Origin of the sequence: Streptomyces sp. NPDC052036, from assembly GCF_040680495.1 — a bacterium.
GTDB lineage: Bacteria > Actinomycetota > Actinomycetes > Streptomycetales > Streptomycetaceae > Streptomyces.
Genome location: NZ_JBFAWW010000014.1, coordinates 112077 through 126550 on the forward strand (window position 1 = coordinate 112077; position 14474 = coordinate 126550).

General features: G+C 71.2%; 12 protein-coding genes. 4 read left to right on the top strand and 8 right to left on the bottom strand.

Going from position 1 to position 14474, the window contains the following annotated elements; translation table 11 throughout:
* Nucleotides 1–9: 9 nt before the first annotated feature.
* The 6 genes from AB0L95_RS20790 to AB0L95_RS20815 form a co-directional block, all read right to left on the bottom strand.
* On the bottom strand, nt 10–957 hold the full coding sequence (locus AB0L95_RS20790; RefSeq protein ID WP_365163315.1) for a type II secretion system F family protein: 948 nt from the start codon (nt 955–957) through the stop codon (nt 10–12).
* A gap of 25 nt (nt 958–982) precedes the next feature.
* Nucleotides 983–2320 carry a CpaF family protein gene (locus tag AB0L95_RS20795; protein WP_365163316.1) on the bottom strand — a complete coding sequence of 446 codons (1338 nt, stop codon included), beginning with the start codon at nt 2318–2320 and terminating at the stop codon, nt 983–985.
* A gap of 8 nt (nt 2321–2328) precedes the next feature.
* Nucleotides 2329–2664 (bottom strand): TadE/TadG family type IV pilus assembly protein, encoded by a 336-nt coding sequence (locus tag AB0L95_RS20800; RefSeq protein ID WP_365163317.1) that lies wholly within the window; start codon nt 2662–2664, stop codon nt 2329–2331.
* Nucleotides 2665–2882: 218 nt separating this feature from the next.
* Entirely contained in the window at nt 2883–4496 is a 1614-nt protein-coding gene (locus AB0L95_RS20805; protein ID WP_365163318.1) for an AAA family ATPase, read from the bottom strand.
* A 135-nt stretch (nt 4497–4631) separates the two neighbouring features.
* The gene (gene cpaB / locus AB0L95_RS20810; RefSeq protein ID WP_365163319.1) at nt 4632–5345 is read right to left on the bottom strand and encodes a Flp pilus assembly protein CpaB; all 714 of its coding nucleotides are present in this window, start codon (nt 5343–5345) and stop codon (nt 4632–4634) included.
* Nucleotides 5346–5514: 169 nt separating this feature from the next.
* A complete protein-coding gene (locus AB0L95_RS20815) occupies nt 5515–6375 on the bottom strand; it encodes a hypothetical protein (protein ID WP_365163320.1) in 861 nt (286 codons plus the stop codon).
* A gap of 368 nt (nt 6376–6743) precedes the next feature.
* Between AB0L95_RS20815 and AB0L95_RS20820 the strand changes: the two genes are divergently transcribed.
* The 4 genes from AB0L95_RS20820 to AB0L95_RS20835 all read left to right on the top strand — a co-directional run bounded on the left by AB0L95_RS20820 (nt 6744) and on the right by AB0L95_RS20835 (nt 12056).
* Entirely contained in the window at nt 6744–8429 is a 1686-nt protein-coding gene (locus AB0L95_RS20820) for a glycoside hydrolase family 18 protein (protein ID WP_365163449.1), read from the top strand.
* Nucleotides 8430–8621: 192 nt separating this feature from the next.
* Nucleotides 8622–9140, top strand: a complete 519-nt coding sequence (locus tag AB0L95_RS20825; RefSeq protein WP_365163321.1) for a SigE family RNA polymerase sigma factor — start codon at nt 8622–8624, stop codon at nt 9138–9140.
* Between the two features lie 86 nt (nt 9141–9226).
* Nucleotides 9227–10474, top strand: a complete 1248-nt coding sequence (locus tag AB0L95_RS20830) for a hypothetical protein (RefSeq protein WP_365163322.1) — start codon at nt 9227–9229, stop codon at nt 10472–10474.
* Nucleotides 10475–10703: 229 nt separating this feature from the next.
* Nucleotides 10704–12056: a M14 family metallopeptidase gene (locus tag AB0L95_RS20835; protein WP_365163323.1), complete on the top strand. Its 1353-nt coding sequence runs from the start codon at nt 10704–10706 to the stop codon at nt 12054–12056.
* A gap of 9 nt (nt 12057–12065) precedes the next feature.
* Here AB0L95_RS20835 and AB0L95_RS20840 read toward each other — a convergent pair whose 3' ends face one another.
* Nucleotides 12066–12695, bottom strand: a complete 630-nt coding sequence (locus AB0L95_RS20840; protein WP_365163324.1) for a hypothetical protein — start codon at nt 12693–12695, stop codon at nt 12066–12068.
* 97 nt (nt 12696–12792) lie between these two features.
* Nucleotides 12793–14355, bottom strand: a complete 1563-nt coding sequence (locus tag AB0L95_RS20845) for an SLC13 family permease (protein WP_365163451.1) — start codon at nt 14353–14355, stop codon at nt 12793–12795.
* Nucleotides 14356–14474 lie beyond the last annotated feature (119 nt).

Sequence of the window (14474 nt, forward strand, 5' to 3'; positions counted from 1 at the left end):
GTCTCCTTCTCACACTTCGATCTTGCCGAGGCGGCGGATGACGAAGAAGCCGACCGTGTAGAGGCCGAGCGCGAGCAGGACCAGGCCCTGGCCCAGCGGGGAGCCGGTGACGCGGGCGAGGGCGCCCTCGTTGGAGGAGTTGACCAGGATGAGGGAGCCGAGGCCGAGCAGCGGGACCGTGAAGGCCGTCGCGTTGACCTCGGAGAGCATCGTGCGGACCTCGCGCCGGGTCTCCTTGCGGTCCTCCAGGGTCTGGGTGAGGTTGCGCAGCGAGTTGACGACCGAGCCGCCCGCCTTGTTGGCCAGGACCAGCGTGGTGACCAGGACGATCAGTTCGCGGGAGGGCAGCCGTTCGGCGAGTTCGCCGAGGGTGTCGTCGATCGAGCGGCCCAGGGTCAACTGGTCCGCGACCCGGGCGAGTTCCTCGCCGGCCGGGGCCTCCAGCTCCTCCGCGGCCATGGCGAGGGCGGTGCGCAGGGCGAGGCCGGCGGCCGTGGCGTTGGCCAGCAGCCGGGCCACGTCCGGTAGTTGGTTGATGAAGGCCTCGATACGTCTCTGCCGCTGCCAGTTGAGGAAGACGGCCGCACCCCACACGCCCACCAGCGCGGCGATCGGGCCGAAGAAGGGGGCCAGCGTCGACGCCGCGATGAGCCACAGCGCTACGACGACGGCGGCGACGTAGACGAAGAACTCCCCCGGCGTCAGATCGAGCCCGGTCGCCGACAGCCGGAGCTGGAGGGTGCGGCCCAGGCGGGTGCGGCGCAGCCGCCGGTCGACGCCGGTGAACCGCCGGAGCCGGCCGGACGCCGTGCGCGAGGGACCCCCCGGGTTGCCGGAGAGCCGGTCGACGAGTGCCTGCCGCTGGGCCCGGCCGGAGGCGTACAGATGGACGCCCGCGACGGCGAGCGTGCCGGTGAGGACGGTGGCGCCGAGGGCGAGGAGGGCGGGGTCGTTCATGGCGCGCTCCTGACGAGTGCGGGGGTCATCCGAGGGCCTGCCGGGTGGGGAGTACGTTGGCCTCCGCGACGCCGAAGGCGGGCGGGAGCGGTTCGTCGGCGACGTACAGCTTCTCCGCGACCGTCCGGGGCAGCGGAAGGTGCTCGAAGCGGCCCCGGACGATCCGGTCGGCGCCGAAGGGCTGGGGCACGAAGCGGGACACCGTGGCGATGCGGAACTGCTCGCGGCCGTGGGAGACCACGAGGGCGATCTCCACGACCTTGCGTGAGCCGTCGGCGTACCGGGCGAGCTGGACGACCACGTCCACCGCCGAGTTGATCTGGTCCTTGAGCGCCTCGAAGGGGATGAGCACCTCGGACATCGAGCCCAGGGTCTGCAGCCGCATGAGGGCGTCCTCGGCGGCGTTGGCGTGCACGGTGGCGAGCGAGCCGTCGTGGCCCGTCGACATCGCCTGGAGCATGTCGAGGGTCTCGCCGCCGCGCACCTCACCGACGATGATGCGGTCGGGGCGCATCCGAAGGCTGTTGCGGACCAGGTCGCGAATGGTGATCTGGCCCTTGCCCTCGACGTTCGGGGGCCGGGACTCCAGGCGGATGACGTGCTCCTGCTGGAGCTGGAGCTCGGCGGAGTCCTCGATGGTGATGATGCGCTCGTGCGCGGGGATCAGCCCTGACAGGGCGTTGAGCAGGGTCGTCTTCCCGGTGCCCGTACCGCCGCTGACGATCACGTTGAAGCGGGCGCGGACGAAGGCGGCGAGCAGCATCAGCATCTGCTCGTCGAGAGAGCCGAGACCGATGAGTTCGGGGAGGGTGTAGGCGCGCGGGAAGCGGCGGATCGTGAGGGTGGGGCCGGTCAGGGCGAGCGGCGGGATGATGACGTTGACGCGCTCGCCGGTGGGCAGCCGGGCGTCGACCATCGGATTGGACTCGTCGACGCGCCGGTTGACCGTCGAGACGATCCGTTCGATCGTCTGCATCAGCTGCTCGGTGGAGGCGAAGCGCAGCGGCAGCTGTTCGACGCGGCCCGCCCGCTCCACGAAGATCGAGTCCGGGCCGTTCACCATGATCTCCGTGATCGACGCGTCGGCGAGCAGCGGTTCGAGGACGCCGAGGCCGAGGGCCTCGTCGACGACCCGGCGGATCAGCTGGGAGCGTTCGGCCGAGGAGAGGACCGGGCCCTCCCGGCTGATGAGGTGGCCGAGGACGCGCTCCAGACGGACCCGGCGGTCGGCGGTCGCGAGGCCGGACATCTCCGCGAGGTCGATCTCTTCGAGGAGCTTGGCGCGGTAGACCGCGACGAGGTGTCCGTCCTCGCGGGCGGCCGCGCCGTCGTCGGGGGCGGTGATTCGGGAGCGGAGGCTCATGCCGGTCGTCAGCTCCTTCCCGGGGCGAGGGGGACGGGGTCGTTGGGCATGGTGGCGTGGCGGGTCACCGGCCAGTCGCCGAAGAGGGGGATGACGGAGGGGACGGTGACGGTGACGGTGGCGGTGGTGGTGTCGGCACCCCGGGGGGCGCTGACGCTCGGGTTGAGCCAGCCGCTGACGGCCGCCGCGCCCGCCGCGCCCCCGTCGCCGTTCTGCGAGGCGACACGGGCGGCGGCGCGGGCGGCGGTGCCGGCCTGGTTGATGCCGTAGCCGATGAGGCCCAGCTGGATGGTGGCCATGCCGATGACGAGGAGGATGGGCAGAAAGCCGGCGAATTCGAGCATGGAGACGCCGCGGTCGTCCCGGAGGCGCGAACGCCTGACCGCAGGGGCGTCTCCACGGCGGTGCGGCGGCCGTTGCGCCGGGACGTCTCCACTGCGGTGCGGCGGCCGCCCCGCCGGGTCGACTCCCCGAATGCGCGCCCGCCCACCCCACAGACCGGCCCCCAGGCGACGCTCCCGCGCACCCGCCGGATCGGCTCCCCGGCGGCGGAGCAGCGTCCTCATCGGCCGTCCCCCTCCAGGGCCGCCCCGGCGGACCCCTCCACGCGCCAGCCCGGGTTGACGCCCGGGAAGAACAGCGGGACCTGCGCCTGTACCGTCGCCTTCATCACCGGCCCTTCCTCCCCGCAGGTGATCGACGCGCCGCTCCAGGCGTCCGGCAGATGCGCCGCCCCCGCCGACCGGCACGCCCCCGCCACATCGCCGTGCACGGCATAGGCCGCGGTGGCCGCACGCGCCGCCTCGTCGGCCGCGTTGCCCGCCAGGGAGTACGTGTAGCCGTAGAGGACGCACTCCCACATCAGCGCCATCACGACCAGCAGCAGCGGGAACATCCCGGCGAACTCCAGGGTGACCGCGCCCCGGTCCCCGCCCTTGCGCCAGGGGGTCAGCGCCCCCCGGTCCGGGGACGCCCTGCGCCGGCGTCCGCCCCCGCCCTCCGGCACCGTCACCAGGCCCAGCTCGCCCGCCAGTGCCCACAGCGCCTGCTTCACCGTGGAACGGGCGTCGAGGTCCTGCAGGCGCCCGGCGTCCACGACCGACTGGAGTTCCTTGAAGGACGCCGGGACCGCGGCGTGGGCCACCCTGGTGCCGGTGATGCGTTCGACGAGGGACGGCTGGATCTCCGTACCGCGCGAGTGGCGGTTGACGACCGTGAGCGTCTCCTCGGCCTTGCGGATCTGCAGCCGGTCCCACATGCGCACCATCCGCTTGGCGGCACGGACCGCGACCACGTCCGGGGTGACGAGCAGCAGCGCCTGGTCGGCGATCTCGACGGCCACGGCGGTCGCGGAGTTCATCTGGGCGCCGCAGTCGACGATCACCACGTCGTGGCGGGAGCGCAGCGCGCCGATGACCTGGCGGGCCACCCGGTCGCTGACCTCCTCGCCGCGTTCGCCCTCGGCGGGGGCGAGCAGCAGTCCGACACCGCTGTCGTGGGTGTAGACGGCGTCCTGGAGGACGCGGGGGTTGATGTCGGTGATCGCGGCGAGGTCGGCAATCGAGCGCCGGAACTGCACGTCCAGGTAGGAGGCGACGTCCCCGGACTGCAGATCGAGGTCGACCAGGGCGACGGTACGGCCCGACGCCCGTGCCGCGAGGGCCAGTTGGACGGCCGTGACGGTCGCGCCGACACCGCCCTTCGCGCCGGTCACGGTGACCACGGTCCCGCCGGGGCCGGAGTACAGCTCGGCGGGTGCGCTGCCCAGATGGCGCCGCATCCCGGCGGACCAGGCGGCGGCGGCCTGGACGCGTTCGGCGAGGGCGTCGTAGCCGAGCGGGAGGGTGACGATGCCGCGGGCGCCGGAGTCCATCGCGGCGGTGAGCACACCCGTGCTCGTGTCGGCGGTGATGAGGACGACCCCGACGGCCGGGAAACGCATCGCCAGGTCGCGGATCAGGTCCAGCGCGGGGACCGGCCCGATCCGCTCGTGGACGAGGACGACCTCGGGCAGTTCGTCGAGGGACTCGCCGGCCAGCCGCGCCAGGGTGTCGAGCAGGGCGGTGGAGTCCTGGACCGGCTGGGCGGGCTCCGTGTCGGGGAGCTGGCCGAGCAGGCTGGACAGCGCGCGGACCGCGTCGATGTCACCGACGGCGGGGAGAACGCGGACGGTCATCGGCGCGGCCCCCCGAGGTCGGGACCGCCGAGGACAGGGCCGGTGGGGACAGGGCCGACAGGGAAGAAGCGGCTACGGACGGACCGGCTGCGAACGAACCCGCCGGGGACCGGGACGGACCTCATGCGTGGCCTCCTACTTGTCCTGGTCGAGGGTGTATGTGCGATCGCCGGGCGTGACCGAGGTCTGGGAGCCGCCCGCGACCAGGGCGAGCCGGACGTGTTCCGCGAACGACTCCGCGTACGCGACCCGTTGGGCGTCCGCCGTGTCGAGGGCGAAGGTGATGGGGACGGCCTCGGTGGCGGTGCGGCGGCGCTCGTCGCTGGACTGGTCCGGGTCGAGGGCCGTGAGCTTGCCGACGTCCAGGACGCGGGCGTTGGTCACGATGATCTTGGACTCGTCCTTGCCCTTGTCGTTCTGGGCCTTGAAGGTGGCGTAGATGTTGACCCGCGAGCCCGGGTCGATCTTCCCCGCGACACCGGTGGACGCGTCGATCATGATGGCGATCTCCTGCTGTCCCGACTGGAGCGCGGGCCGGTCGACGATCATGTCGGTCTGCAGCAGCGACCCCTTCTCCAGCCGGGTCACCGCGATCTTGCCGCGGATCTGCGAGAGGCTGGTGACCGCCGTCGCGGACAGCCAGCGCCGGGGCATGGCGACCTGCTGGAACTGGTCGGGCGTGAGTTCCTGGTACGGCGGGATGTCGCCCTTGAGCCGGTACGCCGTGACCTCCGGTCCGACCTTCGAGTTCACGTCGCGGATCACCGACAGGACGCCGGCGAAGGCGCCGACGGCGGCGAGGGCCGAGAGCACCAGCAGGATGACGCCGCGGCGCTGTCGTGCGTTCACTACATCTCACCTCGGGGGGACGTGCCGTGCGGTCGGGCGGGCCCGCCGTCCGGCCGGAGGGCGGTCGAGCGGTGGTGCGGTGGGGCCGGACGGTGGTGGGGCGGCCCGTGAACGGGTGCGGCGGGAACGGCGAGTTGTGCGTACGGCGATGGGGTGGTGCGTACGGTGCTCACGTGCCGCCTCGTGGCAGCGCGCGGGCGGTGGCGACCGGTTGCCCTTCGAGGGGCCCCGGCAGCGATGCGGCGCAGAAACCGCAGCGGTCGCCGATGAGTTCGAGGCCGCACCAGTGGCAGACCTCGCGGCGTACGGAGGTGACGAGCTGGTAGAGCACGGACACGTCATGCAGGCCCGCGGCGAACTCCACGAGTCGCTGGGTCCCCCACCAGCGGCCGGAGTCCTGCGGGAGGGGAACGGTCGCGACACCCTGGACGCGCCAGGCGGGCGCGAGGGTGGCGGTGACCCAGTCCGAGGGCGGCTGCCCGGCGGCGACGATCATCCGGGTGCCGAACTCGGGGCCCGGTAACTCCTCCTGACCGATGCGGACGAGCCGGGGCCGGGGGTGGGCGAGGACGGCGAACTGGGCGTTGGGCACCCAGGACTTGGCGTGGGAGGCGAGCGAGACGGGGATGCGGTCGAGCCTGGTGACCGAGCCGAGGAGGGCGCCGGCGTAGATGTAGTGGGCGAGCAGCCGCGCGGACGACGCCAGGACGCCCGGGCTGAAGTCGCAGACCGACAGCTGCCGTAACTGCTGGGCCAGCAGGGCCAGTCCGAGCGGGGGCAGATCGAGGCCGAGCAGCGCGATGCGGTCGCTCTCCAGGACGGAGCGCACGGTGCGCAGCCGCTGGACGGCCGGGTCGTCGACGGACGCGGAGTGCAGCGCGATGACGTACCCGTGCTGCTCGATGAGCGAGTGCATGCCGTTCAGAGACTGTTCGAGCGTGGGCTGCGGCTGGATCGCGGCGGGCGGGGTCTGCCGGTCGAGCGGCGGGAGCACCAGGTCGGGACTGGTGACGGCTATCGCGGTCGGCACGGCTGCACACCACCCCGTTCACTGCGGCGGGGTGGTCGACCACCGCCTCAGATGGCCCCTGTTGCGTCCTCTTGCATCGTCCTGCAACAGCACCATATCCACGGCATGCCCGGCTCAACACCGAATCCGGAAGATCATCTCACCGAAGGTGAGACCATGATCGACACAGAGTAGGGGCATATGCCACAACTCGACCCGCCGGTAAGGGCGTTGAGGGCGCCGCAGGTCTTGACAACCAGATTGGTCTGGACCAAATTCTTTCGTCAAGCGGTGGCCACCGTTCCGCAGGGCTCTCCCCTCGCCCTCCCCTCCTCCCTCTCCTTCCCCCACTCCCCACACCGGAGGCTCAAGTGGACCGCGTACCAGGCATGTTGCGCCGCAGACGGACCCTGGCCCAGGCCACCGTCGCCGCGCTCGCCCTCACCTTCCTGGCCGCCGGGCACGCGGCTGCCGCGGACGTGAACAACGCCAAGAACGCCGGCTTCGAGTCCGGCCTCACGGACTGGACCTGTTCGGCCGGCAGCGGTACGACGGTGTCGTCCCCGGTGCACGGCGGTGCCGCCGCGCTGAAGGGGACCCCGGCGGGTCAGGACAACGCGCAGTGCACCCAGACGGTGGCGGTCAAGCCCAACGCGACGTACACGCTGAGTGCCTGGGTGCAGGGCGGTTACACCTACCTGGGCGCGACGGGCACCGGCACGACGGATGTGTCGACCTGGACGCCGGACTCGTCGGGCTGGAAACAGCTGTCGACGACCTTCACCACAGGCGCCTCGACGACCTCGGTGACGGTGTACCTGCACGGCTGGTACGGCCAGGCGGCGTACTACGCCGACGACGTGTCGGTCTACGGCCCGGACGGGGGCGGCGGAGGCGACCCCTCCCCGACCGTGCCCGCGGCCCCCGCCGGCCTCGCGGTCTCCTCCACCACGTCCTCGTCGGCGTCCCTGACCTGGAACACGGTGTCGGGCGCGACGGGCTACAACGTCTACCAGGGCGGTACGAAGGTGTCCGCCGTGACCGGCACCTCGGCCACCGTGACGGGGCTGTCCCCGTCGACGTCGTACTCCTTCCAGGTGACGGCGGTGAACGCGGCGGGCGAGTCGCAGAAGTCGTCGGCGGTGACGGCCACGACGTCCTCCTCGTCCGGCGGCGGAGGCACCGGGGTGCTGCCGAGACACGCGGTGACGGGCTACTGGCAGAACTTCAACAACGGCGCGACGGTGCAGCGGCTCACGGACGTGCCGTCGCAGTACGACATCGTCGCGGTGGCGTTCGCGGACGCTACGAGCACGCCGGGCGGGGTCTCCTTCACCCTGGACTCCTCCGGACTCGGGGGCTACACGGTGGCGCAGTTCAAGGCGGACATCGCCGCCGAGCACGCGGCCGGCAAGAAGGTGGTCGTCTCGGTCGGTGGGCAGAACGGCACGGTGTCGGTGAGCGACACGACGTCGGCGACGAACTTCGCGAACTCGGTCTACTCGCTGATGCAGACCTATGGATTCGACGGCGTGGACATCGACCTGGAAAACGGCATCAACGCGACGTACATGACGCAGGCGCTGCGGCAGCTGTCGTCGAAGGCGGGCTCGTCGCTGATCATCACGATGGCTCCGCAGACGATCGACATGCAGTCGACGTCGAACGGCTACTTCCAGACCGCCCTGAACATCAAGGACATCCTGACGGTCGTCAACACCCAGTACTACAACAGCGGTTCGATGCTGGGCTGTGACGGCAAGGTCTACAGCCAGGGTTCGGTGGACTTCCTGACGGCCCTCGCCTGCATCCAGCTCCAGGGCGGACTGTCCCCGTCCCAGGTGGGCCTGGGCGTCCCCGCCTCGACGAGCGCGGCGGGCAGCGGGTACGTCTCCCCGACGGTGGTGAACAACGCCCTCGACTGTCTGGCGAAGGCCACGAACTGCGGCTCCTTCAAGCCGTCGAAGACGTACCCCGATCTGCGGGGTGCGATGACCTGGTCGACGAACTGGGACGCGGCGTCGGGCAACGCCTGGTCGAACACGGTGGGACCGCACGTCCACGCCCTGCCCTGACCCTCGCCACTCCCGTGCACCGTGCCCCTGATGCCCGGCCCCTCGCGGCCGGGCATCAGGGGTTTCGCGGTCTCGCGCACGGGGGCTCCGGTCCGGTGAAACATTTCCGTGGCCCCACCGCATCAATGAGGTGAGGGCCGTACAGGACGGCCCGGCCGCGCGACGGCACGGCACAGCACGACGGGGGAACGCATGAGACAGGGCCGCAGCGTCGGATACCCGGAGTTCGCGGCGGCGCGGGCCGGGCATCTGTACCGGTCCGCCTGTCTGCTCACCGGGGGCGACACCCATCTCGCCGAGGACCTCGTCCAGGAGACTCTCGGCCGGGTGTATCTGCGCTGGGGCCGGATCTCCCGGGCCGACAACCCCGCCGGATACGCCCAGACGGTCCTCACCCGCACCTTTCTCGCCCACCGGCGCCGCCACAGCAGCCGCAGGGAACGCGCCACCGACGTGCTCCCCGAGCTGCCCGACCCCGGCGCGGGGGACACATCGCTACGGCTCACCCTCCTGGAGGCGCTGGCACAGCTGTCCGCCAAGGACCGTGCCGTGGTCGTCCTGCGCTACTGGGAGGACCGCAGCATCGAGGAGACCGCGGCGGTCCTCAACACCAGTTCGGCCGCCGTCCGCACCCGTTGCGTCCGCGCCCTCGCCCGGCTGCGCGCCCTGCTCGGCGACGCGCTCGCCGAGTACGCGAGACCGAGACTCTGACTCGTCCCGGGAACCCTGACCCCCTGATCTCCCTCCGGCCGACCGGCCGCTACCACCACCTCGTCCGCAGAAACGGCGGTTTTGCCATGCCCGTTGAAGAACACGACCCCTTCGAGGACCACTTCGCCGCGGCCCTGCGTCACACCGGCGGCACCTTCGACAGCGACCGGCTCGACCTGGCCGACCGCGGCGAGACCCGCGGCCGGACGCTCCGCAGGCGCCGGGCCGCCGTCACGGGCGGCGTGACCGGGGTCGCGCTCGTCGGGCTCGGCGTGACGCTCGTGCTGCCCGGCCTCCAGGCGGACGGCCGGCAGCACTCCGTGGCCGGCAGCCCGACGGCCCCGGCCGCCTCGCCCGGCCGGTCCGCCGCCCTGTCAGGTGACGATCTCGTCCGCACCCTGAAGAAGCTGCTCCCCCCGGGGACGTACTCCCACGAGGAGGGGCGCGGCACCAGCGACTCGCGGAGGCCGTACGCACAGGTCGTGTACGACGACGGCAAGGGGAAGGCCGCCGTCGCCGTCGCGGTGGACCGCGTCCGTCCCGGCAGCAGCCAGGCCCTGGAGACCACCGCCTGCCCCGACAAGATGTTCGTCCCGTACGACGCCTGCACCACGAGCACGCTCGCCGACGGTTCGGCACTCATGATCCTCCAGGGCTACGAGTACCCGGACCGCCGTGTCGACACCAAGCTGTGGTCCGCCCAGCTCGTCACGCCGAAGGGGCAGTACATCAGCGTTCAGGAGTGGAACTCCGCCGCCGAGAAGGACGCGCCGACCAGCCGCAGCCGGCCTCCGCTGTCCCCGGACGGGCTGAAGGCGCTCGTCAGCGCGCAGGAGTGGCGTACCGCCGCCGATGCGATGCCCGTGGACCCGCGGGTGCCGACGACCGAGCCGAGCCGGCCGCAGGGTGTCCCCGGCGGCTCGGTGTCGTCGACGCTCGCCACCCTCCTGCCCAAGGGGGTCGGGGTCGTCTCGAAGAGCGTCGCGGACCCCGGGTTCGGGTATGTCGTCGTGGACGACGGCAGGGGCGCGAGTATGGTCCAGGTCAACGTCCAGGCGGACATGTCCAAGGAGGAGGGCCAGCTCTTCGGCCCCGACTCCCGGACCCTGCCCGACGGTACCAAGGTCGCCACGCATCAGGGGCCTGGCGAGAAGGGCGGCAGGGAAGTCGTCATGTGGACCGTCGACACCATGCGCCCCGACGGCCGCCGCGTGGTGATCAGCGCCTTCAACTCCGGTGCCCAGAACACCCCGGCGACCCGCACCGCCCCCGCGCTCACCCTGAAGCAGATGCAGGCCATCGCCACCAGCACGAAGTGGTGGGTGCGCGGCTGACACCGCGTTCGCCCGTTGGGGCCCCGGGGGCTGATCACGCCCCGGGGCCCGTGTCGTGTTCCGACCGGTCCCGGCCGCCGCCCCTTTGACCGCTCTTGACCTGACCATGCCATCCCTTCACCATGAGCCCGACACCCGCACGTACGTCGCAGCGAACGGACCACCCCCCGCTCCACTCCACCCCACATTCCGGAGGACCTCCGGAAACCTGGAGACCCAAGGAGACCTCATGCGACTTCGCATCCGCGGATCAGGCACCCTCGGCGGCAGCCGGACCGCCGCCCTGGCCACCCTGCTGGCGCTCGCCCTCGCGGCACCCGTCTCGGCCGGCACCAGCGCCACGGCCACCGGCGCCCGGCCGCACCGCCCCTCGTCCGGCGACGTCCGCCAGTACGAGATCCACCGGAGCACGACTCCGATGTCCCGTACGGCCCTTCAGCAGACCGGGGTCACGGTCGACGAGGCGGACGAGGAGACGGTCGTCGTCTCCGGCCGCGCGGACCAGATCAGCAGGGTACGGGCGCTCGGCTACGACGTCACCCCGGTCGCGGCGGTCCCGGACCGCACCGACGGCGCGGGCGGCGTACGGCCCTTCGACTTCCCCTCGGCGGACTCGAAGTACCACAACTACGCCGAGATGAACGCGGAGATCGACCAGCGGCTCGCGGCGTACCCGAACATCATGAGCAAGCAGGTGATCGGCAAGTCGTACCAGGGCCGGGACATCGTCGCCGTCAAGGTCAGCGACAACGTGGCGACCGACGAGAACGAGCCCGAGGTCCTCTTCACCTTCCACCAGCACGCGCGCGAGCACCTGACGGTGGAGATGGCGCTGTATCTGCTGCGCGAACTCGGCGCGGGCTACGGCGGCGACTCCCGGATCACGAACATCGTGAACAGCCGGGAGATCTGGATCGTGCCCGACCTCAACCCGGACGGCGGCGAGTACGACATCGCGACCGGTTCCTACCGCTCGTGGCGCAAGAACCGCCAGCCCAACTCAGGCTCCTCGTACGTCGGTACGGACCTGAACCGCAACTGGAACTACAAGTGGGGCTGCTGCGGCGGCTCCTCCGGGTCCGCGTCCTCGGAGACCTACCGCGGCGCGTCCGCCGAGTCGGCGCCCGAGGTGAAGGTGGTCGCCGACTTCGTGCGCAGCCGGGTCATCGGCGGGAAGCAGCAGATCAAGGCGGGCATCGACTTCCACACGTACAGCGAACTCGTGCTGTGGCCCTTCGGCTACACCTACTCCGACACGACGACGGGCATGACGGCGGACGACGCCGCCGCCTACCAGGCCGTGGGGCGCAAGATGGCCGCGAGCAACGGCTACACGCCCGAGCAGTCGAGCGACCTGTACATCACCGACGGGTCGATCGACGACTACCTGTGGGGCACCCAGAAGATCTTCGACTACACCTTCGAGATGTATCCCACGTCCAGTTCGTCGGGCGGCTTCTACCCGCCCGACGAGGTCATCGAGCGGGAGACGTCACGAAACCGGGACGCGGTGCTGCAACTGCTGGAGAACGCGGACTGCATGTACCGGTCCATCGGCAAGGAGGCCCGGTACTGCGGCTGACGCCGTGGTTCAGTCGCCGTCCTGCGCGGCGACGGGTTCCTTCTCCCCGTCCTCGAAGTAGGCGTCCAGAACCTCGTCCAGCAGGGTCTCCCACTCCGTGAAACGCGCCCTGGCCGTCGCCTCGATCTCGATCGGGTACCAGCGGCGGTCAGGCGTGTGCACCGTGACCGTGAACCGCTTGCCGAAGCGCGCGGTCTGGGTCTCGACGGCGCCGATCTCGTCCCAGCGGAACTCGCACTCCTGGTCGTCCAGGCGCAGCCGCACACCGCTGTGGTCCGCGACGATGCGCGCACGCCGGTCGGCGGCCTCGAAGACCGGCCCCTCGGGGGTCTCCTCCGCCGCCTCGGCGTCGTCGGCCGCTGTCCCCTCTTCGGAGGCCTCGCCGGCGGACTGCCCGCCCGCTGCGCGCTCCTCGCGCTCAGCCGGATCCGTCGGCTCCGCGGGATCCGCCGACTTCGCCGGGTCCGCGGGATCCGCCGGCTTCGCGACGGCGGCCTTCCCGCCGTCGGGTACCGCGTCCTCCGGTTCGTCGGCGTCCTCCCGTACGCCGGTCACGGGTGAGGTGAGCCCGGGGATGAAGGCCGGGTCGACCCCGGCGCCGTCCAGGGGCTGGCTGCTCGGACCTATGCGCTGCTCCACAGCGGGCAGTATGGTCGAAGATCCTGTGCGGGCACAGCCAGCCCCGGCATCGTTATACGAATTCTCGCTCTACGAAGCCCCTACGAAGCTCGCGAAGCTATACGAACGTACTCACCACGGCGGCCACCGCGAACCCGGCCACGGACAGCACCGACTCCAGCACGGTCCAGGTCCGCAGCGTGTCCCGTTCGGTGATGCCGAAGTACTTGGCCACCATCCAGAAGCCGCCGTCGTTGACATGCGAGGCGAAGATGGAGCCGGCCGAGATGGCCATGATGACCAAGGCCGCGAAGGCCCCCGAGTGATGACCCTCCGTCAGGAGCGGGGCGACGATGCCCGCCGTCGTGACGATCGCGACCGTCGCCGAGCCCTGCGCCACCCGCAGCACGAGCGAGATCAGATACGCGAGGACGATCACCGGCAGGCCGACGTCGTGGAAGGTGTCGGAGAGGGCCTGCGCGACCCCGCTGCCCTTGAGGACCGCGCCGAAGACACCGCCCGCGCCGACCACCAGCAGGATGTTGCCGATCGGCTTGAGAGAGGCGGTGGACACCGTCTCCAGGGACTTGCGGGACCAGCCGCGGCGGATGCCGAGCAGGTAGTACGCCAGCAGCAGTGCGATCGTCAGCGCCACGAAGGGGTGGCCGAAGAACTCGATCACCGAGCGGCCGGATGGGGGTCCCCCCTGCTCGGAGCTTGTCGGAGAGCTTGGGGGCGGGTCGAAGGCGATCGAGGAGAAGGTCGCCAGGAGGATCAGCACCAGCGGCGTACCGATGATCACGAACACCGTGGTCAGCGGCACCGGCTTCTCCGCGGGCGGCACGCCCTTCCCCGAGCTCCCGGCTTCGTTCGAGGGCGCAGCGCCCCCGCCCCGCTGCTCCCGCACGAGCGCCGCCTTCGCCTCCTCGGCCGCCTCCATCATGTCCTGCGGTACGGGTACGAAGATCCGCTTGCCGATCCACGCCGACCACGCCCATGCGGCCAGCACCGCCGGGACGCCGCAGACGATGCCCATCAGGATGACCATGCCGAGGTCGACCTTCAGCAGCCCGGCGGCGGCGACCGGACCCGGGTGCGGCGGCAGGAAGGCGTGGGTCATCGACAGGCCCGCGAGCAGCGGAAGGCAGTAGAGCAGGATCGACGTGCCGCCGCGCTTGGCGGCCGCGTAGACGATCGGCGCGAGCACGAAGATGCCGACGTCGAAGAAGACCGGGATGCCGAAGATCAGACCGGTGAGGCCCATGGCGAGCGGGGCGCGCCGCTCGCCGAAGAGGTTCAGGAGCCGGGAGGCCAGCACCTCGGCGCCCCCGCTGACTTCGAGGACCGCGCCGAGCATGGTGCCCAGGCCGATGATGATGGCGATATGGCCGAGGGTGCCGCCCATGCCGGACTCGATGAGGGAGACGGCGTCCGAGCGCTGGACCGTGCCGAAGAGTTCGGTGACCGACAGTCCGGCGCCGAGACCGACGGCTATGGAGACCGCGAGCAGCGCGACGAAGGGCTGCAGTCGCACCTTGATGATCAGGAAGAGCAGCAGCGCGATACCGAGCGCCGCGACGGTGAGCAGGCCGGCGGTGCCGTGGACGAGGGCGAGCAGACCGCCGGTGTGGGGTGGGGTGGCGGGCGCGGCGGGGGCCGCGAGATCGTGCATGATGATCATGCGCATGACAGGGGGACCTCTGGCTTCTCGTCAGTCCATCGGGCTTTCGGGCAGGGGGGATCGCGGCACGGCACCCCAGGAGTGGGGGCGCCGCACCGTGACGGCGTACGAAGTGGTGC

What these genes read in the sequence shown, in the direction of transcription:
- AB0L95_RS20800 (WP_365163317.1), bottom strand. Translation starts at nt 2,664, where the DNA reads ATGCTCGAATTCGCCGGCTTTCTGCCCATCCTCCTCGTCATCGGCATG.
- AB0L95_RS20835 (WP_365163323.1), top strand. Translation starts at nt 10,704, where the DNA reads ATGCGACTTCGCATCCGCGGATCAGGCACCCTCGGCGGCAGCCGGACC.
- AB0L95_RS20805 (WP_365163318.1), bottom strand. Translation starts at nt 4,496, where the DNA reads ATGACCGTCCGCGTTCTCCCCGCCGTCGGTGACATCGACGCGGTCCGC.
- AB0L95_RS20845 (WP_365163451.1), bottom strand. Translation starts at nt 14,355, where the DNA reads ATGATCATCATGCACGATCTCGCGGCCCCCGCCGCGCCCGCCACCCCA.
- AB0L95_RS20795 (WP_365163316.1), bottom strand. Translation starts at nt 2,320, where the DNA reads ATGAGCCTCCGCTCCCGAATCACCGCCCCCGACGACGGCGCGGCCGCC.
- AB0L95_RS20825 (WP_365163321.1), top strand. Translation starts at nt 8,622, where the DNA reads ATGAGACAGGGCCGCAGCGTCGGATACCCGGAGTTCGCGGCGGCGCGG.
- AB0L95_RS20790 (WP_365163315.1), bottom strand. Translation starts at nt 957, where the DNA reads ATGAACGACCCCGCCCTCCTCGCCCTCGGCGCCACCGTCCTCACCGGC.
- AB0L95_RS20830 (WP_365163322.1), top strand. Translation starts at nt 9,227, where the DNA reads ATGCCCGTTGAAGAACACGACCCCTTCGAGGACCACTTCGCCGCGGCC.
- AB0L95_RS20820 (WP_365163449.1), top strand. Translation starts at nt 6,744, where the DNA reads ATGTTGCGCCGCAGACGGACCCTGGCCCAGGCCACCGTCGCCGCGCTC.